Source organism: Pseudoalteromonas sp. AS84 (assembly GCF_038900255.1).
Lineage (GTDB): Bacteria > Pseudomonadota > Gammaproteobacteria > Enterobacterales > Alteromonadaceae > Pseudoalteromonas.
The window spans coordinates 83739-108945 of record NZ_JBBMQY010000007.1; the positions used below are offsets into that span (position 1 = coordinate 83739).

Below are 25207 nucleotides of genomic sequence, written 5' to 3' on the forward strand. Positions count from 1 at the left end.
TTTTCTCCTAACGGCTTCTAACTAAACGAACATACGCGGTATTTTCTTTTGGATAAGCAAGATCATTACCATCACTCATATCAATAATGTACGCTTGCGATAAACTGGTACCATCGGCTGCGGTTTGTGAGGTCCAGTAACGTAAATGGCTTAATGCACTTTCACTGGGCATATTAGGAAAAAATGCCTCATCAATTAATATGCTTTGCCCTTGTTTACCGTAATCAATTAAACCTAAAAGCTCTGTATAAGTAGGTAACCGCCAGTTTGTACCACCACAAAAATCTAAGTTATTCACTTCGTTTATATAACTTTGTACTCCACAACTCGTATCATCCGGACAAGTTGAATTGGCTGTACTGATATCGGTAAAAGTAGTATTCCCTACATCCCAAAAGTAATGATTTTGCCCCTCACGCAAACTTGTATTTGGTAATACTCCTGAGGATTCACTTTTTACTTCCCATACAAGTCCAGTAACATTATCGCGTATACAGGTAAAGTCACTACTATCATCACCAACTTCATCAGCAAACTGATTAAGTTTAGTGTAGTCAAACGCTAAATTACCTTTGCCAACCTTATCTAAGCGGTTTGCATAGCTATCGCGTCCAAGCTCAGCATCTTGCGCTGGAAAGTCATCGCTTTCACAGTTAATTCGTTGGGTGTTGTTATAGCACTCACCAACACCACTATCATTTATAAGCCCAAGCGCTTTTGGTGATACATCAACAAATAAAGAATCTGTATCGGTTCGACCTTTTGAGTCCGTTATCGTTACTTCAAAGCTCAATGTGGATTCAGTATCTACATCAGAGGCAAAAAATGTCGTTGTACATTGGTCGCTATTACTTAATGTTTCGCTATTACCGGTAAGTTGTTGCCATTTACACTGATACGTATCGGTGACAGTTTCGCTATTCGTTGCATCAAGCGTTACTTCTTCAAACTCTTCGACATTTTGATCAGCGCCTGCATTTGCATCCACTAGTTCATTTGTTTTATTAAGTGTCATTGAATATTGAGTACTCGCCTCACCGCCTTCATCATCAGTGACTGTTAGCTGCCAAGATAAATTTACGTTACTTTCTAGTAATGGATGAGAAAAGCTAAGAGTTGACTCGTTAAAGCTCGCAATATCTAAATCAGGACCTGATAGCAGTTGCCACAAATAACTATCAATTTGGCCATTATCATCAGGATCGCTCGACTCAAGGGCGCTCAAAGTCACTGTATCATTATAAACAGAAGGGAGTGTTTCAGGTAAGGTTTGGGTAATAACGGCTAAAGGAAGCTGATTATTAGAGCTAACCGAAATTGTAATATCATCACTAACAGCACTGCTACCCGTACTTTCGTAGCTAACTCTTAAAATAATTTCGCTGTCAGCTTTTACGTCAGGGGCTGTAAGTGTTTGCTCTGCGCCATCAAGCGGAAAACCTTCTAAGCTTGGGCCGCTAACCTGTTGCCATGAAAACGTACCATCCGCAGGGGAACCTTGTGCTGTGATGGTAAATTCAGTTTTTTCGATAATTTGTAAATCGGTTCCAGCATTAACAGACGTTTCTACAACTGTATTATCGCTATCACCGCCACCGCCTCCACACGCACTCAGCAAACCACAAGAAATGAGGGGGATTAAAGCAAACGCTTTCATACGCAGCACCTTATTATGTCAAATAATTACTATAGTGTAATCACAAGCAATAAAGATGCCATTAAAGTACTACATATATGTATCTTGATGAATGCGTACAAACAACTTTGTACCTATTTTACTGTAATCTACTTTGTATTCACGCCCATCTAAAGCTTGAATAAACAGTAATTGTTTTTCTTCGCCGAATACATCAGCGCTACTCACATAAACCATCTCTAAATAACGTTCTTTTGCGTCACGGCGGTTTTTAGGTAACTCTTCTTTAAATGGCTCTAAGCCATGTTGAGTCACTTTAATTTTGGGATGAATTTCAGAGTTTACAATTACTAAATCGTGCTTTTTATCTTTATGTATTATGGTGTTTCGACCACTTTTTAAAAAGGCTCTGTCTTGGCTCATTTTTCTTTCCTACAGTCGCAGCTTAATTATTAATTTGCGACGCTATAAACTGACTAGGCTCGCGCTTCCATTTATTTAAGTTAGCACTAAATGTCCAGATATCTCTATCCAACACACTGGCTGGCAATAATAAATCGTAACCGGTTAACAGTCGAAGGTGCTTAGTCCTGTTAGCAAACATAGCTATAAGACCAGTATAGCTTATCCCTTTATGGGATGTGTAATGTGTATCTTCTATTAGCCATTCTGATGGGCAATTGCCATTTTTGCAATGTTTTTGAACAACTTGCATGAATAAGTTACGCTGCTCTATTAATAATTTCCCTGCAATTCTAGGCGCTATGCTTGTTAAAAACTCGTCTATGTCGTTTACCTTAACACCAACTGCATTTAATTCTAAATAATCAAAGCCATCTTCTACTTTGGGTATACCACTGTGATGAAAGTTACTATGGGGCATACACCAAGCCCCGTACTTATGGCAATAAACAAGCTCCGACTCACTTAAAATAAGACTATGATATGGCTCTTGGGTTTTCAAAAAGCCAATAAAAATAGCAGCAAGGCACAAACTAACTAAAAACACTTCAAGGATGCTAATTTCACCTGGCCTTAGTATATTGAATAACATAATAAAAGCTAAGCCTATAGCACCTACAGCGAGCACCTCAATTGCGTTTCGCGCACCTTGTGCTCGAAACTTAATGACATTGTTAGATTTATCCATATTGGTAAAACACCATATAAAAAACAAACATAATAATGGCCCAAATTATGACCTTTCTTGTTGTTATACATAAGTTACAGGTAGTTTTAAATTTCATACATTACCGCTTTTACCTCAACAAAATAGGAACAATGAATAAATCTTATTTACTTTTACGCTTAACGCACAAATTTATGAGACACATAACCGTCTTTTCCCGGTCTTATTTCGTACAATACTTACAATTCATTTCCAGGTATGAAATCAATGTACTCAAGACAATCAGGTAAAGCACTTTTTCCATTTATTATTACGTTACTTCTAATATTTAGCGTTTATTTATATCTACCCGCTAGCCACGGCGAACAGGCCGATTCATCACAAATGTCTACTCAGGTAACTGCTCATACTGTTACTTCACAGGAAAATGCTGTGATGATAGAAGCTATCGGTAGCGCGCGTGCAAACCAAGCTATCTATATAAAAAGTGCGCAAAACGATTATGTCACAGATATATATTTTAAAGACGGCGACTTAGTCAGTAAAGGACAAAAACTAGTACAGCTACAAAGCCAACAAGAACAAATTGCAGTTAAAGAGCTTGGCATAAACTTACGTGAAGAAAAGCGCCAGTTAGATCGCCTAACCGAACTTTCACGCTCGCAATCAACGGCAAAATCGTTACTTGAGGAGCAGTTATCTCGTGTTGATGCCACTGAAGCTCAATTAGAAAGCGCTAAAACTAAATTAAACGAGATGACTATTAGTGCTCCGTTTTCAGGTTTGTTAGGTAAGCGTGAAATATCAATAGGTGCCTACGTAAGTAATACAACAATAATCACAACACTTGATGATATTAGTATTATTAAAGTTGACTTTAAAGTACCTGAAAAATATTTAGCACAATTAAATATGGGCATGAAAGTACTTACCCAAAACGATGCCTACCCAGGACAAACATTTAACGGCAAGGTAACGCATATTAGCTCGCGTATTGATTCGGTTACACGCAGTGTTGAAGTAACAGCAAGTTTTGCTAATAAATCAGGATTACTTCGCCCTGGTATGTTATTAAATACAGCACTTGAGCTAAGCAGCAACCAGGCATTAATGGTGCCAGAAAAAGCGGTTATACCTTTGCAAGACAAACACTTTGTTTTTCAAATTCAAGACGGAATAGCTAATCGAGTTGAAGTACATGTAGCCGGCAGAAATAATGGCTGGGTTGCTATAGACGAAGGCTTAACCGATGGCGAGCAAATTGTTACTGAGGGGCTAATAAAAATTCGCTCTGGAAGTAAAGTAAGCGTAAAGGGGTAATACGTGAAAATTACAGATACTAGCGTCAAGCGCCCCGTTTTTGCCATTGTAATTAATTTACTGCTGCTTACTTTTGGATTGGTGGCATTTACAATGTTGCCACTTCGTGAATATCCTGATATTGAAACGCCCATTGTAAATATCAGCACTGAATACACAGGTGCTTCAGCCGAAATTATAGAAACAAAAATAACACAAATTATTGAAAACCGTATATCAGGTATTGAAGGCATTAAAAGTATTAATTCATCGAGCCAAAATGGTCGTTCTAATATTACTATTGAGTTTGATATTAATCGTGACATAGATGCCGCATCTAACGATGTACGCGAACGTGTAGCACGTGCACTAGACAGCTTGCCAGATCAAGTACGCCCGCCAGAAGTATCAAAATCAAATAGTGATGAAAGTCCAATCGTATGGTTTGTATTAAACAGCGATAAAATGGACTCATTGCAACTATCTGACTATGCCCAACGTTTTATAGTAGACCGCTTAGCGGTTGTTGATGGCGTATCTAATGTGCGTATTGGTGGCGAGCGTAAATACGCCATGAAAATTTGGCTAAACCGCCAAGCAATGGCTGCACGAGGTATTACCTCAAGCGATATAGAAAACACATTACGTACTGAAAACGTTGAGTTACCAGCCGGCCAAATAGAATCTATCGACCGTGACTTTACAGTACGTACAGCGCGTAGTTACAAAGATCAGCGCGACTTTAATAACCTTGTAATAAAACGAGGTGAAGAAGGTTATTTAGTGCGTCTAGGGGAAGTTGCCGATGTACGCCTAGAAGCTGAAGATGACGAAAGTTTATTTCGTGGCAATGGTCGTAATATGATTGGTTTAGGCATTGTAAAACAAGCCAAAGCTAACACGTTAACCGTAGTAGATAACGCACGTAGTGAACTTGAAAAAATAAAGCGCAACTTGCCAGAAGGGACAACTATTCAAGATAGTTACGACTCATCTGTATTTATTAAGGAGTCGATAAGTGAAGTATATAGCACCCTCGCTGTTTCGATGGGGTTAGTTGTTTTAGTTATATTTTTGTTTTTAGGTAATATACGCGCCACGCTCATTCCTGCGGTAACTGTACCTGTAGCGTTAGTTAGTAGCTTTATGTTTTTACTAGCAATGGGCTACTCAATTAACTTACTAACTTTACTTGCCTTGGTGCTTGCCATTGGTTTAGTTGTTGATGATGCCATCGTAATGCTTGAAAACATTCACCGCCGTATCGAATTAGGCGAACCACCACTACTGGCTGCATACAGAGGTGCACGTGAAGTTGGTTTTGCTATTGTAGCAACTACCCTTGTACTTATATCTGTGTTTGTACCATTAGTATTTATGGATGGCCGTATAGGTGCATTATTTACTGAATTTGCAATGGCAGTGAGTGCAGCTGTATTTTTCTCAAGCGTTACTGCATTGACACTTGCACCTGCACTTTGTTCTAAAGTACTTAAAGTATCAGACAAACCAAATAAATTTAGCCAATGGATGGACCGTCAATTTACAAAAATAGAATCGAGTTACCGTAATTCATTAACGACTAACATGACCCGAAAATGGGGTTTAATGGTGAGCTTGTTGCTTGCAGGTTTTGTTAGTTACTCACTCTTTTTACAAGTGCCGTCTGAGCTTACACCTAAAGAAGACCGCGGTACTTTCTTTATACTTATGAATGGACCTGAAGGCGCTAGTTACGAAAATAATGCAGCCAATATGGCTAAAATTGAAGAACGCCTTATCCCCTACTCTGAAGCTGGCGAATTAAGTCGTGTACTTGTGCGAGTGCCTGGTTTTGGTAGCAGCGGTGGTGTAGCAATTGTTGGGATGGCTGATTGGGATAAACGCAAGCGTTCAACATGGGAAGTAATGGGCGAGATAAGCGGTAAAATGCAGGAAGTTACTGACGTACGCGCATTTGCCATTATGCGACGAGGCATTGGCGGTAGAGGTATATCTCAACCTCTTGAGTTTGTACTGCAAGGTAACGACTATGAGCAACTTGCTGATTGGCGCGACCGTATTATTAAACGCGCAGAAGAAAATCCAGGGTTGTTAAAACTGGATCACGATTACAAAGAAACCTTCCCGCAGTTTTTAGTCAGTATTGATAAAAACAAAGCGGCTGATTTAGGTGTATCAGTATCTGATGTTGGTACCACTCTTGAAACAATGTTGGGTCAACGCCGTGTTACTACTTTTATTGATCGTGGTGAAGAGTACGATGTAATTTTAAAAGGGACTAAAGAAGATTTCACCAACCCTACTGATATTTCAAATATATACCTTAAATCACGAAGCGGTGAACTAGTACCACTTGATAGCCTTATTAGTTTAAAAGAAGAAGCAACTGCATCTCGCTTGAACCGATATAACCGTATGCGCGCAATTACGCTTAGTGCTAATTTAGCTGAAGGGTATACATTAGAACAAGCACTTAACTTTTTAAATGAAGTAGCAGCTGAAGAAAACGATATAGATGGCGCAATAGATTACAAAGGTGAATCGCAGTTATATTACGAAGGTGCTTCAGCAATGACCTACGTATTTATACTTGCACTCACGGTTACCTTTTTGGTACTTGCCGCGCAGTTTGAAAGCTTTATGCATCCATTTGTAATTATGCTTACAGTACCACTTGGTTTAATGGGTGCTATGTTCGGGCTTTGGGCTACAGGACTTACCTTAAATATTTACAGCCAAATAGGTATTGTCATGCTCATAGGGTTAAGTGCTAAAAACGGTATACTCATCGTCGAATTTACTAACCAATTACGCGATAAAGGCATTGAGTTTAGCGAAGCGATATTGCAAGCAGCGACTCAACGCTTACGTCCAATTATTATGACTTCACTCACAACTGTTATGAGTTCAGTACCATTGGTACTCGCCTCTGGGCCTGGTGCAGAAAGTCGTATGGTAATTGGTGTTGTAATATTCACAGGGGTAATAGTATCAACTTTATTAACTCTTTTTGTAGTACCAGCGGCTTATTATGCATTAGCACGTAATACGCAGTCTCCTGAGTTTTTACAGCAAAAACTAGATAAGCAAGCTACAGAAAAACCTTTAGAAGAGATCTAACCTGCTTATAGCGCCGTAACCTTGTTGTTGCGGCGCATACAATTTATGCTCGCCTTTAAACTCCATATACATTTTAGGAATACTTATGAGCTCAACAACGCAAGTAGCAACATTTGGTGGCGGCTGTTTTTGGTGTATAGATGCTGCATTTAGACGTGTAAATGGCGTATTAGATGTGAGTTCTGGCTATACAGGCGGCGAAACCGACGCCCCAACCTATAATTCTGTATGCTCTGGCACAACAGGGCACGCTGAGGTTGTTAAGATTGAATTTGACGCAACTGTCGTTAGCTTTGAAACACTGCTGGCAATGTTTTTCACTTTGCATGATGCAACACAGCTGAATCGACAAGGTAACGACATAGGCACACAATATAGAAGCGTTGTTTACTATCACGATGAAGCCCAACTAAAGCAAACCAATGAAATGATAGCTCAACTGCAAAGCCATGTGAGTGAGCTAATTGTGACAGAAGTCAGCCCTGCCGCTATGTATTATCCAGCAGAGCATTACCATCAAGATTACTATAACGAAAACCCACAGCAGGGTTACTGCAGTATTTTAATCGCACCTAAATTACATAAGTTTGAAACCGTATTTAAAGAGCTTTTAACTGAGTAACTAAGTTTAGTCACATAGTAAAAAGCCCGATTTAAATCGGGCTTTTGTCTTTTTACTCTTTAACTATTAAAAGCGATTAAAACTGGTAACTTGCGCCTGCAAAAAAGCGGCGCTCTGGTGTGTTGTAGTAATACACTTGACCCGTTGTAAAATCAGCGTTTGAGTCAACCGCGTTATACTCTTTATCAAATAAGTTTTCTACACGAAGCGAAACCTCAATGTGTTCATTTACTTGGTAATTACCCGCTAAATTCCACAGCGTGTAAGAGCCTAAACGCGTTACTGCACCTTCTCGGTCGCTACGGTATTGCATGTCTAACCTTGCATCAAAAGCACCAAACTGTTTTGCAAGTTCCCAGTTAAATGTGCGTTTAGCAACATTACGTAACTCTGCGCCCGTTTCTTCGTCTTCTGCACTTAAATAAGCAAAGTTAAGGTTGCTATCAAAACCAAAAAACTGCTGAGATAAGCTAAATTCAACCCCTTCATAACGTGCTTCATCGATATTAGCTAATGCAAAGTTTGCATCGTAATCAATTTTATCTTCAATATCGTTTCTAAATATTGCAACATCAACTTGCGCAATATCAAAGTCCACACTCAAACCTAACTCACGGTTTACTGATTTTTCAGGCTGTAAATCAGGGTTACCATAAAGTGGGAAATATAAATCGTTAAATGTAGGGGCTTTAAAGCCAGTACTTTGGCTTATACGAAATGTTGCATCTTCAGATAAATGGTAACCTGCAGCAGCTGTATACGTTGTTTCGTCGCCAAATTGCTCGTCATCATCTTGGCGAACAGTTAAATTAGCCAATACTTTATCTGCATCGTAGTAAGCACCTACAAACACAGCAAGTACATCTCGGCTGTCTTCAACAAATAGTTGCGAACTATGAGATACATCATCGTTGTACCAGTTAACACCACCACTAATGTTAAGCTCATCAGATAGTAGGTATTGGCCGTTATAATCAACCTGTGTGCGTTTAGTTATAAAAGTACTTGTTGTTGGTCCAACTGAAAAATCGACATATGTATTGTCTGAATCATCCGTTGCTAGCGCTAAATCAATACTGTGCGTTTGATTAGTGTAGTTTTTACTCCAACCTGCAGAAAGCTGGTAGTTTTTAAAATCATCTCGTTCAATCGTACTGTCGGCTGGACTAAAGCGACTGTCGTAATCTGCGAAACCTTCACTGTATTGACCTAATAACTTAAAGTCGCCGTAGTGTGCATCAGAATAATTTACTTTAAAACCAAGATTTTTATTTTCATAGCCATCTTCATCGGGTGCTACGCCTTGCAGTACATCAAAGTTATCTGTTTTTTCAAATCCTGCATTAAATGCTGTTGTTATATCGCCTGATTTTACAGAGCCTGCCACTTGATAATTTTGATAAGAATCAGAACCAAACGTAGCACTCAAAGATAAGTTATCTGATTCACGCGTTATAATGTTGATTACGCCAGCAAGTGCATCAGAGCCGTAAACAGCCGCGCGAGAGCCCTTAATAATTTCGATGCGTTCGATACTATTTAGAGGAACATTATTTAATGCTTTTTGACCAAGTGTTGCAGAACCCGTACGTACACCGTCAATCAAAATTAGCGTATCGCCAGAGCCAGTACCACGAAGTGACACACCTGTATTTTGGCCAAAACCACCGTTTGGATTAACCTGAAAACCAACTCGCGTGCTTAATAAGGTTGGTAAATCGCGTACGTTGCTTGCTTCTATTTCAGCGCGTTCAATAACACTTACACTCGCTAAAACATCATTGATTGATTGCTCAAATTTATTAGCAGTAACGGTTATTTTTTCAATTGAATTATCTGCAGCAGACACAGAAAATGAAAGCGCAGCAGAAATAGCAACGCCTAGAGTTGTTTTGTTTAACATGATGTCCCCTACCTTTGCCCACCGCAAAGATTTAAGTAAGTAAGATTGCATCAAGGCCGGTCTCCGGACTCAGTAAGCACATAAAAATATGCAATACTTTACCGTTGCGGGGGCAGTGTTGGGCTTGTAGTCATCATGAAAACTCACCAACTTCCCGATTATCTTGCTGTTAGTTTCAATACCTTAAAACCAATGCATAAGCATTAAGCAAGCACCTCAAAAATATGCGGCTATTGTGAGCATTTTGTTTACAAATGTCAACGGACGTCTATACAGCTAAAACAATTTAACTATAAGTATTACTCAATATTAAAACTTGAAGAAACACCGTATTTATTTAGCAGGCTTTTGATCTGGAACTTAATAGCTGAAGAATTAAGAATAGCATCAATTTTAGACGCTGATATTTTGCTTTGCTGAGTATTAACTAAAAAGTGAGTATCGAAAACGGCATCGGGGATTTCACTTTTGTATAGCAAACTCATATCGAAAGCTTTTTGGTCTTTAAAATACTGGTACGCAATGCTATTTAGTACGCCAATGTTGGCACGCTTTAGTAACAACATTTTTACCACGTTGTATTCGTCTATAGTAAGGCTAACACTGTGCTCCTCACTTAAGTAATATGCATCAGTATTGTAGCCAGCAAAGTGATACGAATAGCCTAAAACCCCTACTTTTGTTAGTGCTCGTAAATCATTAAAATAAGCTTGATTTATTGCATTTTCTTTAAGCGCATATAACTCATTTTTTGTAATCATATAAAAACTACTTTGCATCACATTCGAGCGCATAGATTGCGGGATCCATTGCAATGCCATTAAGAATAGAACATCAAAATGCCCCTGTTCAACAGACTTTGATAGCCTTTTAACAGGTAAGGAATTGAGTATAAAGTTAAATTCGCTCTGTGAGTCATTCAATATTTTTATAAACTCAGGTGCAAGCCCCCGTTGTGTTTGTGCATCAATAACAATCGGGAAATAGCCATCTTCAACCAATATATTAATATCAATTGCTTTTGATAAACTAGGCTGCGTAAATAGAGCTAACAGAAATAGCAAAAATAATTGATAGGCTTTCATTTAATACCTTGTATAAAAATCACATGTAATAAATATAGTAGCTTAAATACTAAAAAGCGGATCAATCGAAGAAAGGTCTTTAGAAGGGAATATATAAAGCGGCTTTAATCAAAAGTAAAAAATCAAAGCGCGCTTTATTACAAAGCTTATAAAGCTTTATTAATCGCGGAAATTTTTAAACTGAAAAGGCTGACCTAGTTCAGCGCTGCGTACTACTTGCATAGCCTCTTGAAGATCGTCACGTTTTTTACCCGTTACACGAACTTCTTCGCCTTGAATAGCAGCTTGAACTTTAACTTTAGAGTCTTTAATGGCTTTAACTACTTTTTTAGCCATATCTTTTTCGATGCCCTGTTTTAAGCCCACATTACGAAAAACATTTTTACCTGCGCGGCTAATATCTTGAAGTTCCAAGCTTGATACATCCATACCACGCTTAGATATCTTGCTTGCTAAAATATCAAATAATTGCATAACCTGAGAGTCTGCTTCAGCTTTAAGCTTAATTGTTTTATCATTTAGCTCAATAGATGCATCAACCCCTCTAAAGTCAAAGCGGGTCTCTAGCTCACGATTTGCATTATCAACTGCGTTTTTAGCTTCGTTCATTTCTACTTCAGATACAATATCAAATGAAGGCATTGGTTTGCTCCTAACTATTTAATCTTAATTTTATGTCGCAATTATAACGCTAAAATTATAAATATTTACATTTTTCTGCATCTTGTTCAGGTGCGATACTAATTTAGTTTGATATAATCCAGTTTCTTTTTTAAGCGATTTTAGGATTTGTCGTGACAAGGCGTGTTTATCAAGCAATTTTTTTAATCAGCATAGTAGCTTTTACCTTTTTATTTGCCAAAGAAGTAAAAGGTGGCGTTGTAAATTTATTTCCTCATGTTGATAAAGTCGCCCATTTTGGGATTTTTTTTATACTAGCCATAATAATGGATAAAGCGTTTAAGCTTCCTTTATATGCGCAAATACTTTTATTGGCTGGTTATGGCGCTTCTATAGAAATAATGCAAGATGCACTTCCATATAGGCAAGCATCACTCGGTGATTTTTTTGCTGATTTTGCAGGTGCTGCAAGCTACTTTTTACTTAGAGTAATTTTTACACCTCGAAAAAAGAACCCATATGGCTAATATTTTAATTGTTGGCGATGGTGCTATTGGCTTGTTACTTAGCCATTTTCTAAGCGCGTCGCATAATGTCAGTGTTTTAACTCGCAAGAGCCCAACAAATACCCGCTTTTATAGTCGAGGTAAAAGCGCATCTAAAAAAATTGACGCACAATTTATTTCATTAAATCAGCTAAATAAAGCAGCTGAATTTGATGTTGTTTTATTTACCGTTAAAGCCTTTCAAGTACTTGATGCATTTTCACAAATAAAGCCGCTTTTACCAAATCATTGCTCTGTTGTACTTTCGCATAATGGAATGGGTAATGTTGATGAGGTAAATAGCCAACTAAGCACTCACCAAGCGCTCTACTTTTTAACTACAAGTATAGCGGGCTTTAAATCAAACCAATACATTGTGCAGCACACTGGTGAAGGGCAAAGCGTTATTGGTGACTGTAATGAATTAGCTTTTCAAAATAGTGCGCCAATAGCTGATATTTTTAAAGTAATACCCAACCTAAAGTTTACTAATAACATTCAGCAGCTTCGTTTTGAAAAACTACTCGTAAATATTGCTATTAACCCATTAAGCGCCTTAAATAATGTAAAAAATGGTGATTTACGCGCACCTAAGTACAACGCTATAATTTTTAATGCACTCACTGAAGCATGCAATATAGCAAAGGTACAAGGGCTTAATATCCCATTGATTAAAGCACTTAATACCGCTTATAAAATAATGGAATTAACGTCTGACAATTACTCTTCAATGCAGCAAGACGTAGCGCATAGCAGAGAAACTGAAATATCAGCTATATGTGGCTATATTAGCCAACAAGGTAAACTCCACGGTATTCCAACACCTTACAATGATGAGTTGCTTGCTAAAATTCAGGCAAAAAAAAGCGTGGTATAAACCACGCTTATATAAGTTTTTTACTTTACGGACGATAAACTTTTACAGTTTCAAAGCCTTGTTCGTGCAGCATAAGTGCCTGTAGTTGGCTCATTACACCTCTATCACAATATAAATAATAGTCAGTGTCTTTTGGTAAATCACCAAACTTAGTCGCCAGACGGAAAAACGGTAAATGCACCACTTCAATACCATCAATTTCTAAGGGCGCAGCTTCTTCTTCCTCAGGAGAGCGAATATCAACTACTACAGAGCCTATAGGTAAATCAGCAACCGACTCAGCCTCTTTAAGTTCTTGCTTTGCTTCTACATCAATATCACGCACATCCATTATACGTGCGTTGTTTACAACGGTATCAAGTACATCAAAGTCGAATTTTTCTTCCTCACCAAGAATAACGTCTATTTTGGCTTTAACGGTTGGCTTTTTGGAAATAACACCACAGTATTCAGGCATTGTTTCTGCCATTTCGGCTGTACCAATTTGGCGAGCAATATTAATAATTTCTTGCTTATCGTGTTGAATAAGCGGACGTAAAATAAGTGTTTCAGTAACACGGTCAATCACACTTAAATTCGCTAATGTTTGACTAGATACTTGGCCAATACTTTCACCAGTGACAAGTGCCTGAATGTTTAACTTTTCGGCAACTACACTACCCGCGCGCATCATCATACGTTTAAGTACAACACCCATTTGGCTGTTTTCAACGTTTTCTAATATTTCAGCAACAACAGGTTCAAAATCAACCGTTACAAATTTAACTTTATGCGTAGAGCTGTATTTTTTCCATAAGTAGTAACTTGCTTGCTTAACGCCAATTTCGTGGGCTGCGCCACCAAGGTTAAAGAATAAAAAGTGTGTGCGCGCGCCTTTACGAATCATTTGGTAACTTGCTACGCCAGAGTCAAAACCACCCGACATAAGCGAAAGCACATCTTCTTGCGTTGGCAGCGGAAAACCAGCCATACCAAAATGTGTTTGCGAAACAATGTAAGCTTTATCATCTTTTACTTCTAAGCGTATTGTTACTTCTGGGCGGCTAAGCTTTACGCTTGCGCCTTCGATATGTTGATTTAATCCACCACCAACATAACGCTCTAAATCAGTTGAGGTAAAGTCGTGTTGACCTATACGCTTTGCACGAACACAAAAGGTTTTACCTACAATTGTATGACCAACTAACGCTATTGTTTTTTGGTAGATATCATCAAGAGTTTCGAATTGTGTTTCGGTTACTTCAATAAATTGAACAATGCCAGGGATGCGTTTAAGGCTATCGATAAAATCAAGACGAACTTGTGCGTCTTCAAGTTTCGTAACAACTGAAATGTTATCCCAGTTATTTCTTACTTGTACTTTTTCGTCAACACGTCGCAATACAATTTTAATGTTATTTTCTAACACTTTAGTAAAGCGTTTACGGACCGAACGGCTTTTAATGGCTATTTCAGGATGTAGTTTGACGATAAATTTAAGCATAGTTCACTCTTAGACTGCGGGAATTCGCGCTCCCAGGCATTTGGCGCGGGATTATAGCAAAAAATTCAGCGCCTAGGAAACAACCAAGAGCAAAGGCTAAACAACAGTTGGGGCTTGTTGCGCTAATTCTGTATATTTTTCACGTAGCAGGTTCATTTTATCAATGCTTTTATCGGTACTGTACGCTCTAAATAATGTAAGTACTTTTAAAATGCCATGATATATATCTTGCTCAGCAAGCGTACCACTTGGCCTACGGGCTTTAATATAAGGCGTCCAAAAACTAACCGTTAACTTTAATGTATGTGCTAAATCAATGACATCTTGCTCATCAATAGCAATCATTTCACTGTCGCGAAGTCCTAAAATAATTTTACGAACTTGCTCTAACAACTCTAACTGAAAATCAATATAAGCTTGTTTTAAATCAGCATCTCTAGAGAGAATATCCCCGAGATTATCGTAAAAAAAATGATAGCGCCACATCAGCTCAAATAACGAATCTAGGTAAGCCGTTAAATGATTAAATGCATCATCATCTTTATTAATAGGTTTAAAGTGAGTATTTAAATGATCGCGATACAGCGCAAAAATATGACGGATAATGTCTTCTTTATTTTTAAAATGATAATAAAGATTACCCGGGCTCATCCCTAAGTTTGATGCAATATGATTTGTCGTTATTGCACGCTCACCATTTTCGTTAAACAACAAAATACTGGTGTGTATTATTTTATCCTTGGTATTCATATGCTAATACTCAAATTATCTATAGGCTACATTACACTCAAAAGAGGTAAACAGTATAAACAAATATGAATCATTAAAACACTCCCACCATGGACTGACCTGTTTAAAGAAAGTAAGTGTTTATATGCTTTTTTAGCTAGGCTGCTTTGTGGCATAAACACTGTTAAACTAGCGCTAAAATAATAAATAGTGAACATTATGAAAGTTATTGCAATTTACCCTGGCACCTTTGATCCACTAACTAATGGGCACACAGACCTTATTCAACGTGCAGCTAAAATGTTTGATACTGTATTAGTTGCGGTTGCTAATAACCCAAGTAAAAAACCCTGCTTTAACCTTGAAGAACGTGTTGAGCTTGCAAACTCTATTTTAAGCCACATAGATAATGTTAAGGTGATTGGTTTTTCTGGTTTATTGGCTGATCTTGCACGCGATCACAATGCTAATGTGCTTATTCGCGGTATTAGAGCTGTATCTGATTTTGACTATGAATTTCAATTAGCTAACATGAACCGCCGCCTGAACCCCGACTTAGAAAGTGTATTTTTAACACCCGCAGAGCGAAATTCATTTATTTCATCAACACTCGTTAAAGAAGTCGCTCGCCACAATGGTGATGTAAGCGAGTTTGTAGACCCTGTAATTGTTAAAGCGCTAAAAACTAAATTGGGCTGTGGTGCCCAATAACACTTCCCGAATTAGCGCATAACTTGTATGCGCTAATTCGGCTTTTGTATAGATGATTTTAATTTTTTAATTAACCAAACAAGTTTTAGCAAATCTTTATTGATAATTAGTATTAGCGCCATAGTGATATCAATAATAGGCATAAGAAAACCATACAGCATCCACAACCACCAAAAATCCCAATTGCCATAAAGAGTATTATCAATATACATCCCCATAAACAGTGAGGCATTGATAGCAAGCCCTACAATAAGATAATAAAATCCGTACGGTATTTTACGTCCTAAAAAAATACGCCACATAAAAATAACGGCAATTGTTAGTACATCAAATATAAACAACTTTAAATGCGGAGCCGCAGTAGTTATGTCCATAAACAAACTAAATGTATACGAAGCCATCATAATAAAGCAAAGGTGAACTCGGCTTTTATCTTGCTTATTAATAGCCGCTGATAGAGTGAATAAAAAAGAAAAAACAAAAAGCCATGTAATAAATATTCCAAAATATTCGTTAACTGAATTTAATTGCCAAAATAGCTCCTCCATTTTATTCAACCTTTTGATGAGTGTTTTTTATACGATTAAGTAAATACCGTTTTAATGCAACCAAACCTAAAAAGTCTTTATTAATTAGGAGAACTAAAAGCATCGTTAAATCAGAAATTATTTGCCCTATTACATATAAGGCCCAAAACCACCAATAATCCAAATTTCCTAAAACAATACTGTCGTAGTGCATTCCAAAAAAAACAAATGCGTTAAAGCTAAGTCCAACTAAAAGATAATAAAAGGCTACGGGGAGGTTTTTACTAAAGTATATCCGCCATATAATCAGAAAAAACATAGTTACGATATCAAATATAAAAAGGGTCAAATGGGGTGTGTTGCTCAAGGGATCCATAAAAATACTTGAGGTGTAAGATACCATCATAATGAATGCAAGTTGTGTGCAGCTTTTGTCAGACTTGTTAATGCTTGCAGACAAATTATATAAAAAAGCGAGTACAAAAGACCATGTAGTAAAAATAGTTATATAGTCGTATAAACTAGCCAGCTGCCATAAAAAATCATGCATTGCGTGACCTTTTAAATTTTTCAGTTAAAAATTTAGTAAGCTTAACTAGACCTAAAAAATCTTTGTTAAAGATAAGCGCTAATGGCATTATCAAATCTGTAAAGTACATACCAAATACATAAACGTTCCAAAACCACCAATAATATAGAGTACCTAAAATCTCTATATCGTAATGCATAGCTAAAAATAAAGATGCATTAATACTCAGACCAAACACAAGATAATAAAATGCGGTAGGAATTGGGCTTTGGCTGTAGTACCTAAACGTAAAAATAATAATTAGAGTTACAATATCGAAGTAAAAATAGTTTAAGTGAGACACTATAACCATATCGAACAGTGTACTTAAGGTGTACGAAATCATCATAATACCAGAAAGGTACATTGTATTTTTATAGGGACTGTTTATGCTTGCTGACAAATTATAAAGAAATGCAATTACAAAGAACCATGTAATAAAAATACCTACATAATCTCTAATCGCTACCAGATCCCACAATATGTCAGCCATCATGCCCTCTTCAAACTCGTAATCAAACCATTTCTAAATTTCATCAAGCATAAAAAATCTTTGTTTATAAAAAATATAGCTACCATTATGAAATCAGCAGCGTTGACCCCTATCGCGTAAGCATTCCAAAGCCACCAGTAGCTTGTATTATTTGATATATAGATGTCGTAATGCATGAGAAAGTGTAGAGCTGAGTTTATAGCTAAACCAGTAATAATATATAAATAGGTAATACCATCATGCCAGAGCTGCCTAAGGGAAATAATAACTAGGAGAGTTAAAATATCGGAAAACAAAAAATCTAGATAAGTTACCGTATCCATATTTGTAAATATACTAAACGAATATGAAACACTCATAACCAAAGACAAATACACTCTTTCTTTATTAGGCTTATTAATCGAATGAGCAAGGGAGTACAAAAAAGCCATAAGAAATCCCCATTGTACAAATACACCTATGTACAGAGAAACTGTTGGGCTAATTATGAGTTCACTCATTATTCTTAAGATTTTTTTTATTCAAATTAATAATTTTTAAAGGCGACATTTTTATAAGATTTTTATTAAGTATTAGCGAGAGCATCATCAATACATCTATTAAAGTACTCCCAACAGAATAAAAACTCCAATACCACCACTCATCTAAGTGGTAAAGAATATATAGATCGTAATGCATTACTGATGCGAGGAGGCTATTAATGACTAAACCTATCAGAATAAAATTGGCACTTGGGCAACATTTAATAAAGTCAATTTTTATAAAAAAGAGTATCGCTACTATGGTAAGAAAATCATATAAAATCCAATCTAAATAAGGAGCATTCAATATAGTAAAGTATCCACTTAAAAAATATGAACACAACATAATGCTTGATGTAATGAGAAGGGATTTATTTTTAATATTGACACTAGATACTAAGCAGTACAAAAAGGCCATTAAAAAGCCCCATTGTGTAAAAGCATTTATATAATCCAGAAAAGCACCAGTTAAGTACATTTTAAACTAAGTTACTTTATGGGTATCGTTTGACTTGAAGTAGCTGAGGATTTTGTTCTTTAATTTATGAAGACCGAGGAAGTCTCTATCAACAATTAATGCGACTATCATAATTAAGTCCATTAAATTAACTGCGTATGTATAAACATCCCAAAAAAACCATCGTTCCATATTTCCGAATATATACATATCTAAATACATACAAAAAAAGAAAATCGAATTTATAGACAATCCAACAATTAAATACAAAAAAGAAGGTGTTGTTTTTTCTGTTATTTTATATATACATATTAACGCTAAAATAGTAGAAATATCATACAAAGCCCAATCCAAGTATATTGAGCTTTTAATAGAAAGCCATGTATAGAAGTAGTCAGATAAGGTATAAGATATCATCATAATAAATGAACTGAGCAGAAGAGTTGTACCTCTTTTTACATCTAATGAGTATACAAACACATTAAAAAAGAAAGTCATCAGAAATCCCCACATCGTAAAAGCAGACAGTGAGAACAACCCAAAAAGCTCAGTTAGAATCATTTAAAACCTTAAATTATTACTTTGGTCTGACAGGCATTACACTGCCCCCGCCGCGTTGTAAGCTATCACTACTTGCTGCAGCAATAGCCTCTTGAGAAATGCTTACTGTATCAGATTGCAGGGTTTTAGGGCTAGCAGTTTGTTCCATTGCAGGCTTTAATTGTTGTGTTTTGTTGTATGCTTGCATTTGTACTTGGCTATTAGCTGAAACTTGCATGTGATTGATCCTTGTAAAAGTTTTAATTATATTTGGTGCAACTTTTAACCACATTATTATGTAGATAAATGCATCACCTGTTTAAAGTAGTGATAGCTATTTTGCTATCTACCTCATACAAAGCAACCAATGTGCCAACTTTTTTTGACACATCAAAACTCACTCAAAACATACTTATATAATCAAACCAAACAGATCCGACCAGTTTACTGCAAACATAAAAAAACGCACAGGGATAACCGTACGTTTTTGTATCCAGGGAGTTTAAGCTACGTATTTACACGGGATCTCCGCACGTGTACTTAGCTTCAAAATATATTCCATTGCTACTTCGTCACAATTTTCTTTACGAAGGCAAAGTTCACAATCTTTCATTACTTTTTCAGGCAAAGAGTCTTTGCTACAAAAAGTAAAACGTTGTTGTTCAAAAAAATCTGGTACACGTGTTAATACAATAACTCGGTTAAGTGCCAATTTTTTGGCTTTAGTAAGTAGATGATCTACAAGCTGTCTACCCTGCCCCGACACTTTACTTTTTGGGTCTATACCCAATGAGCGTATTTCAGCAAGGCCGGTATCGTAAATGTATAACGACGCACAGCCCGACACTTTTCCATTTATTTCTGTTACTGCAAACTCATTAATAGAGTGCACCATATCACTTTTTGCACGAGGCAGGTTTTCACCTACCGTTGCCCAATGCTGTATAAGCGTGGCAATTGCTTCTACATCATCTAAATTTGCATCACGTACCGTTATTTGCTGTTTTTTTTTGGCTTCTTTAACAGCATTCGTTACTTGTTCAATAGACGTCCCACCAAGGGCTTTACGTGCTTTTATACATGCATCAATTTCAAGTACTGGGTAAACATCGTCTTCAAATACAGTGTTTACTGATTTGTACTGCTCAAGCGATAGCTCTTCAAGCGTTTTACCTTCGCTAATCGCAAGCTGTACAAGTACACCTACAATGTGATGCCCTTCTCTAAATGGCACACCTTTAGCAACTAAGTAATCAGCAAGTTCGGTGGCGTTTGCATGCCCTCCTTTTGCTGCAGCAAGTGTCTTATCACCGTTTACTTTAACGCCTTTAATACATGCTTGCGCCATATGAATACATGCAAGCCATGTTGGCATAGCGTCGAACAGGCCTTCTTTATCTTCTTGCATATCTTTATTGTATGCAAGTGGCAGCGCTTTTAACGTCATCATCATAGCGCTAAATGCACCAAACACACGTCCGGTTTTACCGCGAATAAGCTCGAGTGCATCAGGATTTTTTTTCTGAGGCATGAGCGATGAGCCTGATGTTACGTTATCAGCAAGCTCTATAAATCCGGCTTCACCCGAATTATAAAAAATCAGATCCTCTGACATACGAGATAAGTGAATCATCGAAATAGACGCACAACTTAAAAGATCTAACACAAAATCACGATCAGATACGCCATCAAGGCTGTTTTTTGTAGCCGCTGTAAAACCTAATCCGTGTGCTAATGCTTGGCGATCAATCGGATAAGCTGTGCCGGCTAATGCACCACTGCCTAATGGGCAAAAATTCATGCGCGCTTTAGCATCTTGCAAACGGCTTTCATCACGCTCTAGCATTTCTACATATGCCATACACCAGTGGCTAAATAGTACTGGTTGTGCGCGTTGCAAGTGCGTGTAACCTGGTAATATTGTACCAAGCTCTCGCTCTGCAAGCGCTACAAACTCGCCTTTAAGCTGTGCAATAGCATCTAGTAAATGGTCAGCCGTATCACGGCACCATAATCTAAAGTCGGTGGCAACTTGGTCATTACGGCTTCGGCCTGTATGTAATTTTTTAGCTAAATCACCTACTTTTTCGATTAATGCAGCTTCAACATGTGAATGAATATCCTCTGCACCTGAAGTAGCTACCGCTTGTGGATCTGCTTTAACTTCTTCAAGCAGCTCATTTAATGCAGCCACTAATCTTGTGTGCTCATCACTTGAAAGTACACTTACCTGTTCAAGTGCACCAGCCCATGCCACAGAGCCAATAATATCTTGCTCTGCTAACTGGTAGTCAAAGGGAAGAGAGTCGTTAAATTGCTTAAACGCCTCATCTGGACCCGTAGAAAAACGTCCGCCCCATAATGCCATGAAATCTCTCCAAACCCTGTAGTGCCCCTTTTACAAGGGGCTATAAATAATTTACTTTTTAGCCAATGCTGAAATTCTGCTTGAAAGCGAAAATAAACGAATAAAGCCTTCAGCGTGTGACTGGTCGTACACATCATCTTCGCCAAATGTAGCAAATGCTTCGCTGTATAAGCTATTTGGTGACTGCTTTTGAACTGCAGTTACTTGGCCTTTGTATAGCTTAAGTACAACTTCACCTGTTGCCACTTTAGAAAGTGCTTCTGCACCGGCTAAAATAGAATCTTTAAGAGGTGTAAACCAACGGCCGTCGTATACTAAATGCGAAAACTCGCCACCGAGTACTTCTTTCCACTTACGGCTTGCTTTATCAAGCACTAGCTCATCAATGGCTTGAAGCGCTGCCATAATGACTGTGCCGCCTGGGGTTTCGTAACAACCGCGAGACTTCATGCCAACTAAACGGTTTTCTACAATATCAACACGTCCAACACCATGAGGCGATGCAATATCGTTTAATTTAACTAAACAATCGTAAGGTTTAAGTTCTACGCCATTTACAGCAACCACTTCGCCTTCAACAACTTTTAATGTTACTAGTTCTGATTTATCTGGTGCTTGCTCTGGAGAATTAGTCCAAGTCCATACTTGTTCAGTTGGTTGACACCATGGGTCTTCAAGCTCACCACCTTCGTGCGAAATATGCCATGCGTTAGCATCACGGCTGTAAATTTTTGTAGCCGATGCTGAACACGGTATGTCACGCTCTGCTAAGTAATCAAGTAATGACTCACGACTCGATAAGTCCCACTCACGCCATGGCGCAATTACTTTTAAATCAGGTGCAAGAGCAGCAAAACATGATTCAAAACGAACTTGGTCGTTACCTTTACCAGTACAACCATGAGAAAGTGCATCAGCACCTACTTTACGTGCAATTTCAACTTGTGCTTTAGCAATAATTGGGCGCGCCATAGACGTACCTAATAAATAAGTGCCTTCGTAAATTGAGCCTGTTTTAAGCGTTGGGTAAATGTAATCACTTACCATTTCATCTTTTAAGTCAACTACGTAACATTCAGATGCACCAGAGGCAATTGCTTTAGCTTCTACGCCTTCAAGCTCTTCAGCGCCTTGACCTACATCAGCAACAAACGCGATTACTTCACAGCCGTAGTTTTCTTTTAACCATGGAACGATAGCCGACGTATCAAGACCACCAGAATAGGCTAAAACGACTTTTTTAATTGAACTCATAGGTGTTCCTTAACAAAATTTGGATTTAGTAATGTAACTAGCAGAGCATTTTGCGCATGCATGCGATTCTCTGCTTGTTGAATAATTTTAGATGCTGGACCATCCATTACCTCAGAGGTAATTTCAAATTCACGGTGTGCCGGTTGGCAATGTAATACCGTAGTCGCACCAGTTTGATCTAGCAATGCCTGATTTAATTGATAAGGCATGTATTTTTCTTTTACTTGCTCAAGCGGCGTTGTATCACCCATTGATACCCATGTATCTGCGTATACAACATTTGCACCAACCGCAGCTTCAACTCTATCGCTCACCATAACTGATGCGCCATTCATTGCTGCAATTTGCTCAGCTTTCTTAAGTATTTGTGAATCTGGCGAACACCCTTTTGGGGTTACAGCAACAAAGTCAGTACCTAGCGTTGCAGCAAGTAACATCAATGAATGAGTCACGTTATTGCCCTCACCTAAGTAAGCTACTTTAAGCTCACTTACATCACCATGTACTTCTTGAAGTGTTAAAAAATCAGCAAGAGCTTGGCAAGGGTGGTACAAGTCACACAAGCTATTTACCACAGGTACCGATGAATATTCACCTAACGTAGTTAATGTACTGTGTTGATTAACACGCGCTACAATACCGTCGGCCCAAGTAGAAATATTAAGTGCAAAATCTTTAATTGATTCGCGTGCACCCATAGCACCATTTTGCTGATCTAAATAAACAGCATGGCCGCCAAGGCGATTAATGCCTATATCAAATGATAAACGTGTACGTAAACTTTGCTTTTCAAACAATGTTACGATTGATTTTCCTGATAATACTTGGCTGTATTTTTCTGGCTTTGCTTTTATATCTTGCGCTAACTTTAATAAATTAAGTGCGCCTTCTTGGTCTAATTCTAAACCCGTTAAAAAATTCTCAAACATAATAAACCTATGGTGTAATCTTTGTTCCGACATGCTCACCTTGCAGCAGAGCAGTTAAATTTTCTGGCTTTTGCCAGCTGGAAATATACACACCGCGTCGTAAATGTTGGGCAGCGTGAAGGCTGGTCTTAACTTTGACCTCCATCCCGCCCACAATTACTCCATCTGTAATTAAAGTATCAATGTGTTTTGTGTCAAGTTGATGTAACGGTTGTTTATTTGCATCAAGTACCGCTTCTACATCCGTCATAAAAATTAGTTCTGCATTTAAATTACTGGCAATAGCCGCTGCAGCTTCATCTGCATTTACGTTGTACCACAAGCCTTGTTCATCAAAGCCGATAGAGCTAACAATAGGTAAACGAGAAATTCTAAGTAAATCATTGATGATAGAATCGTCGTTACTTGTGCATTTACCTACTAAGCAAAGCGCTTTTAGCTTTTGAGTAGCAGTCACACCCGCCTCAAAAAGGCTTAAGCCAACAGGTTTATGCCCTGCATTAATCGCTTGAGTCATTAATTGTTTATTAGCACAACCTGCAAGTGCCCCAACTATATAAGGCATTTGCTCTGCTGGACTAATACGTAAACCTTGGTGTTTAGCACTAGCAAAACCCGCTTGCTTTAGCCATGTATCTACTAAAGAACCACCGCCATGAACAATGACAAACTCATCATTTTTTTGCTCGCTTAGCACGTCAAATAACGCTTTTGCTGCATTTTCTGTATTAAGTACTGCACCACCGAGTTTAATAACCCACGTTTTTTTACTCATTTAAAACGCTCCTTTTAAGCCCGTAGTGTGATCTAAATTCATAGAAATATTAATACACTGCAAAGCTTGTCCAGCAGCGCCTTTTAATAAGTTATCAATCGCAGACATTACAATTAACTGCGTGCCTTGTTGTTGCCAACCAATATCAACAAATGGCTGCTTAGCTACACCTTTAATTGAAGGTATTTTATTGCCTAACAAACGAATTAATGGCTCGTTAGCAAGTACTTGATAAGCCGATGCAACGTTTTCCTTGGTAACGCCTGGCTTAAGTTGTACATAAATAGTTTCTAAAATACCGCGCGGGAAATTACCTAAATGCGGTGTAAATAACACTTTGTGGCCAAGGTGTTGTTCAATTTCAGGACCGTGGCGGTGGTTAAACAAACCATAAGGTGCAAGCGATACCTCACAAAAATGTGTTCCTACACTCGCTTTACGCCCGGCACCCGTAACACCCGATACGGCATTAATAATAATACTTTCACTGCTCAATAAGCCTGCTTTTTTAAGCGGTTTAAGTGCATTAAGTGCGGCAGTTGGGTAACAGCCTGCAACAGCAATTAGCTTTGCGTTAGCTATAGCATCACTGTTCCACTCTGCTAAACCGTAAGCCGCTTCATTTAAAAGCTCTGGGTGTTGATGCTCAAAACCATAGTAAGTAACGTAATCATCATTACTTGCTAGGCGATAACCACCAGACAAATCAAATACTTTTTTACCCATAGCTAAAAATTGAGGCGCTAAATCAACACTTACTTTATGATCGGTACATAAACATACATAGTCAGCATCATTTTGAATGTCATCAAAAGCTGATGCACTAAGAGGAAGTAAAGGACAATCTAGTAAGCCAAGGTGCTCTGGATATAAATCACTTAGTAATTTATTTTTATCTAAGCTACCCTCAGATACATAACAGCCTGTTAAGGTAAGGTTTGGATGATTAGCAACTAAGCTTGCTAACTCTGCGCCGCTGTAACCGCTTGCGCCAATAATAACTACATTCATT

Annotated in this window: 24 protein-coding genes and 1 riboswitch; of the genes, 6 read left to right on the forward strand and 18 right to left on the reverse strand. The window is 37.9% G+C overall.

Translation table 11 applies throughout. The annotated features are described in order from the left end of the window. Positions 1 to 7 precede the first annotated feature (7 nt). The 3 genes from WNY79_RS09385 to WNY79_RS09395 all read right to left on the reverse strand — a co-directional run bounded on the left by WNY79_RS09385 (position 8) and on the right by WNY79_RS09395 (position 2786). Positions 8 to 1657: a DUF1566 domain-containing protein gene (locus tag WNY79_RS09385; protein ID WP_342875724.1), complete on the reverse strand. Its 1650-nt coding sequence runs from the start codon at positions 1655 to 1657 to the stop codon at positions 8 to 10. A 69-nt stretch (positions 1658 to 1726) separates the two neighbouring features. Further along, complete coding sequence (locus tag WNY79_RS09390; protein WP_024598598.1) at positions 1727 to 2059, reverse strand: hypothetical protein; 333 nt, start codon at positions 2057 to 2059, stop codon at positions 1727 to 1729. A gap of 22 nt (positions 2060 to 2081) precedes the next feature. Beyond that, a complete protein-coding gene (locus WNY79_RS09395; protein ID WP_024598599.1) occupies positions 2082 to 2786 on the reverse strand; it encodes a DUF2982 domain-containing protein in 705 nt (234 codons plus the stop codon). A gap of 246 nt (positions 2787 to 3032) precedes the next feature. On the opposite strand from WNY79_RS09395, the gene WNY79_RS09400 reads away from it, so the two are divergent. The 3 genes from WNY79_RS09400 to msrA all read left to right on the forward strand — a co-directional run bounded on the left by WNY79_RS09400 (position 3033) and on the right by msrA (position 7809). Continuing rightward, positions 3033 to 4085: an efflux RND transporter periplasmic adaptor subunit gene (locus tag WNY79_RS09400; protein WP_024598600.1), complete on the forward strand. Its 1053-nt coding sequence runs from the start codon at positions 3033 to 3035 to the stop codon at positions 4083 to 4085. A gap of 3 nt (positions 4086 to 4088) precedes the next feature. Next, positions 4089 to 7187 carry an efflux RND transporter permease subunit gene (locus WNY79_RS09405; protein ID WP_076923579.1) on the forward strand — a complete coding sequence of 1033 codons (3099 nt, stop codon included), beginning with the start codon at positions 4089 to 4091 and terminating at the stop codon, positions 7185 to 7187. An 85-nt stretch (positions 7188 to 7272) separates the two neighbouring features. Then, positions 7273 to 7809: a peptide-methionine (S)-S-oxide reductase MsrA gene (gene msrA, locus WNY79_RS09410; RefSeq protein WP_342875725.1), complete on the forward strand. Its 537-nt coding sequence runs from the start codon at positions 7273 to 7275 to the stop codon at positions 7807 to 7809. 76 nt (positions 7810 to 7885) lie between these two features. On the opposite strand, the gene WNY79_RS09415 is transcribed toward msrA, so the two are convergent. From WNY79_RS09415 to WNY79_RS09425, 3 genes are all read right to left on the reverse strand, one after another. Next, positions 7886 to 9712, reverse strand: coding sequence for a TonB-dependent receptor (locus WNY79_RS09415; protein ID WP_342875726.1), 1827 nt, complete (start codon positions 9710 to 9712; stop codon positions 7886 to 7888). A 36-nt stretch (positions 9713 to 9748) separates the two neighbouring features. Next, positions 9749 to 9913, reverse strand: a riboswitch (cobalamin riboswitch). Positions 9914 to 10011: 98 nt separating this feature from the next. Further along, entirely contained in the window at positions 10012 to 10797 is a 786-nt protein-coding gene (locus WNY79_RS09420) for an ABC transporter substrate-binding protein (protein WP_076923582.1), read from the reverse strand. A gap of 159 nt (positions 10798 to 10956) precedes the next feature. Further along, positions 10957 to 11439: a YajQ family cyclic di-GMP-binding protein gene (locus WNY79_RS09425; protein WP_024598605.1), complete on the reverse strand. Its 483-nt coding sequence runs from the start codon at positions 11437 to 11439 to the stop codon at positions 10957 to 10959. Positions 11440 to 11591: 152 nt separating this feature from the next. Between WNY79_RS09425 and WNY79_RS09430 the strand changes: the two genes are divergently transcribed. Then, positions 11592 to 11945: a VanZ family protein gene (locus WNY79_RS09430; RefSeq protein WP_076923583.1), complete on the forward strand. Its 354-nt coding sequence runs from the start codon at positions 11592 to 11594 to the stop codon at positions 11943 to 11945. Next, entirely contained in the window at positions 11938 to 12840 is a 903-nt protein-coding gene (locus WNY79_RS09435; protein ID WP_076923584.1) for a 2-dehydropantoate 2-reductase, read from the forward strand. Before WNY79_RS09430 ends, WNY79_RS09435 begins: the two co-directional genes overlap by 8 nt. Before the next feature lie 25 nt (positions 12841 to 12865). Here WNY79_RS09435 and thiI read toward each other — a convergent pair whose 3' ends face one another. Both thiI and WNY79_RS09445 read right to left on the reverse strand, forming a co-directional pair. Next, positions 12866 to 14323 carry a tRNA uracil 4-sulfurtransferase ThiI gene (thiI, locus tag WNY79_RS09440; protein WP_024598607.1) on the reverse strand — a complete coding sequence of 486 codons (1458 nt, stop codon included), beginning with the start codon at positions 14321 to 14323 and terminating at the stop codon, positions 12866 to 12868. Between the two features lie 96 nt (positions 14324 to 14419). Next, on the reverse strand, positions 14420 to 15073 hold the full coding sequence (locus tag WNY79_RS09445) for a TetR/AcrR family transcriptional regulator (protein WP_007581663.1): 654 nt from the start codon (positions 15071 to 15073) through the stop codon (positions 14420 to 14422). 198 nt (positions 15074 to 15271) lie between these two features. Between WNY79_RS09445 and coaD the strand changes: the two genes are divergently transcribed. Next, positions 15272 to 15763, forward strand: a complete 492-nt coding sequence (gene coaD, locus WNY79_RS09450; protein WP_024592299.1) for a pantetheine-phosphate adenylyltransferase — start codon at positions 15272 to 15274, stop codon at positions 15761 to 15763. Between the two features lie 32 nt (positions 15764 to 15795). Here coaD and WNY79_RS09455 read toward each other — a convergent pair whose 3' ends face one another. The 10 genes from WNY79_RS09455 to argC all read right to left on the reverse strand — a co-directional run bounded on the left by WNY79_RS09455 (position 15796) and on the right by argC (position 25206). After that, positions 15796 to 16311, reverse strand: coding sequence for a hypothetical protein (locus WNY79_RS09455; RefSeq protein ID WP_024590027.1), 516 nt, complete (start codon positions 16309 to 16311; stop codon positions 15796 to 15798). A 1-nt stretch (position 16312) separates the two neighbouring features. Further along, positions 16313 to 16840, reverse strand: coding sequence for a hypothetical protein (locus WNY79_RS09460; RefSeq protein ID WP_342875727.1), 528 nt, complete (start codon positions 16838 to 16840; stop codon positions 16313 to 16315). Continuing rightward, a complete protein-coding gene (locus tag WNY79_RS09465; protein ID WP_101217553.1) occupies positions 16833 to 17351 on the reverse strand; it encodes a hypothetical protein in 519 nt (172 codons plus the stop codon). Before WNY79_RS09465 ends, WNY79_RS09460 begins: the two co-directional genes overlap by 8 nt. A gap of 1005 nt (positions 17352 to 18356) precedes the next feature. Further along, a complete protein-coding gene (locus WNY79_RS09470; RefSeq protein WP_342875728.1) occupies positions 18357 to 18890 on the reverse strand; it encodes a hypothetical protein in 534 nt (177 codons plus the stop codon). 16 nt (positions 18891 to 18906) lie between these two features. Then, complete coding sequence (locus WNY79_RS09475) at positions 18907 to 19107, reverse strand: hypothetical protein (protein ID WP_342875729.1); 201 nt, start codon at positions 19105 to 19107, stop codon at positions 18907 to 18909. Between the two features lie 264 nt (positions 19108 to 19371). Next, positions 19372 to 21237: an argininosuccinate lyase gene (argH, locus tag WNY79_RS09480; RefSeq protein WP_007581654.1), complete on the reverse strand. Its 1866-nt coding sequence runs from the start codon at positions 21235 to 21237 to the stop codon at positions 19372 to 19374. Positions 21238 to 21288: 51 nt separating this feature from the next. Further along, positions 21289 to 22491 carry an argininosuccinate synthase gene (locus WNY79_RS09485; RefSeq protein WP_007581653.1) on the reverse strand — a complete coding sequence of 401 codons (1203 nt, stop codon included), beginning with the start codon at positions 22489 to 22491 and terminating at the stop codon, positions 21289 to 21291. Beyond that, positions 22488 to 23420: an ornithine carbamoyltransferase gene (locus WNY79_RS09490; protein WP_024590034.1), complete on the reverse strand. Its 933-nt coding sequence runs from the start codon at positions 23418 to 23420 to the stop codon at positions 22488 to 22490. Before WNY79_RS09490 ends, WNY79_RS09485 begins: the two co-directional genes overlap by 4 nt. Before the next feature lie 7 nt (positions 23421 to 23427). Then, on the reverse strand, positions 23428 to 24195 hold the full coding sequence (gene argB / locus WNY79_RS09495) for an acetylglutamate kinase (RefSeq protein WP_342875730.1): 768 nt from the start codon (positions 24193 to 24195) through the stop codon (positions 23428 to 23430). Further along, entirely contained in the window at positions 24196 to 25206 is a 1011-nt protein-coding gene (gene argC / locus WNY79_RS09500; protein ID WP_342875731.1) for an N-acetyl-gamma-glutamyl-phosphate reductase, read from the reverse strand. Between the last annotated feature and the right edge of the window lies 1 nt (position 25207).

What these genes read in the sequence shown, in the direction of transcription:
- WNY79_RS09420 (WP_076923582.1), bottom strand. Translation starts at nt 10,797, where the DNA reads ATGAAAGCCTATCAATTATTTTTGCTATTTCTGTTAGCTCTATTTACG.
- WNY79_RS09470 (WP_342875728.1), bottom strand. Translation starts at nt 18,890, where the DNA reads ATGATTCTAACTGAGCTTTTTGGGTTGTTCTCACTGTCTGCTTTTACG.
- WNY79_RS09435 (WP_076923584.1), top strand. Translation starts at nt 11,938, where the DNA reads ATGGCTAATATTTTAATTGTTGGCGATGGTGCTATTGGCTTGTTACTT.
- WNY79_RS09490 (WP_024590034.1), bottom strand. Translation starts at nt 23,420, where the DNA reads ATGTTTGAGAATTTTTTAACGGGTTTAGAATTAGACCAAGAAGGCGCA.
- WNY79_RS09485 (WP_007581653.1), bottom strand. Translation starts at nt 22,491, where the DNA reads ATGAGTTCAATTAAAAAAGTCGTTTTAGCCTATTCTGGTGGTCTTGAT.
- WNY79_RS09425 (WP_024598605.1), bottom strand. Translation starts at nt 11,439, where the DNA reads ATGCCTTCATTTGATATTGTATCTGAAGTAGAAATGAACGAAGCTAAA.
- thiI (WP_024598607.1), bottom strand. Translation starts at nt 14,323, where the DNA reads ATGCTTAAATTTATCGTCAAACTACATCCTGAAATAGCCATTAAAAGC.
- WNY79_RS09445 (WP_007581663.1), bottom strand. Translation starts at nt 15,073, where the DNA reads ATGAATACCAAGGATAAAATAATACACACCAGTATTTTGTTGTTTAAC.
- WNY79_RS09465 (WP_101217553.1), bottom strand. Translation starts at nt 17,351, where the DNA reads ATGGCTGACATATTGTGGGATCTGGTAGCGATTAGAGATTATGTAGGT.
- WNY79_RS09460 (WP_342875727.1), bottom strand. Translation starts at nt 16,840, where the DNA reads ATGCATGATTTTTTATGGCAGCTGGCTAGTTTATACGACTATATAACT.
- msrA (WP_342875725.1), top strand. Translation starts at nt 7,273, where the DNA reads ATGAGCTCAACAACGCAAGTAGCAACATTTGGTGGCGGCTGTTTTTGG.
- WNY79_RS09395 (WP_024598599.1), bottom strand. Translation starts at nt 2,786, where the DNA reads ATGGATAAATCTAACAATGTCATTAAGTTTCGAGCACAAGGTGCGCGA.
- WNY79_RS09455 (WP_024590027.1), bottom strand. Translation starts at nt 16,311, where the DNA reads ATGGAGGAGCTATTTTGGCAATTAAATTCAGTTAACGAATATTTTGGA.
- WNY79_RS09385 (WP_342875724.1), bottom strand. Translation starts at nt 1,657, where the DNA reads ATGAAAGCGTTTGCTTTAATCCCCCTCATTTCTTGTGGTTTGCTGAGT.
- WNY79_RS09390 (WP_024598598.1), bottom strand. Translation starts at nt 2,059, where the DNA reads ATGAGCCAAGACAGAGCCTTTTTAAAAAGTGGTCGAAACACCATAATA.
- coaD (WP_024592299.1), top strand. Translation starts at nt 15,272, where the DNA reads ATGAAAGTTATTGCAATTTACCCTGGCACCTTTGATCCACTAACTAAT.
- argB (WP_342875730.1), bottom strand. Translation starts at nt 24,195, where the DNA reads ATGAGTAAAAAAACGTGGGTTATTAAACTCGGTGGTGCAGTACTTAAT.
- argH (WP_007581654.1), bottom strand. Translation starts at nt 21,237, where the DNA reads ATGGCATTATGGGGCGGACGTTTTTCTACGGGTCCAGATGAGGCGTTT.
- WNY79_RS09415 (WP_342875726.1), bottom strand. Translation starts at nt 9,712, where the DNA reads ATGTTAAACAAAACAACTCTAGGCGTTGCTATTTCTGCTGCGCTTTCA.
- WNY79_RS09400 (WP_024598600.1), top strand. Translation starts at nt 3,033, where the DNA reads ATGTACTCAAGACAATCAGGTAAAGCACTTTTTCCATTTATTATTACG.
- WNY79_RS09475 (WP_342875729.1), bottom strand. Translation starts at nt 19,107, where the DNA reads ATGCAAGTTTCAGCTAATAGCCAAGTACAAATGCAAGCATACAACAAA.
- argC (WP_342875731.1), bottom strand. Translation starts at nt 25,206, where the DNA reads ATGAATGTAGTTATTATTGGCGCAAGCGGTTACAGCGGCGCAGAGTTA.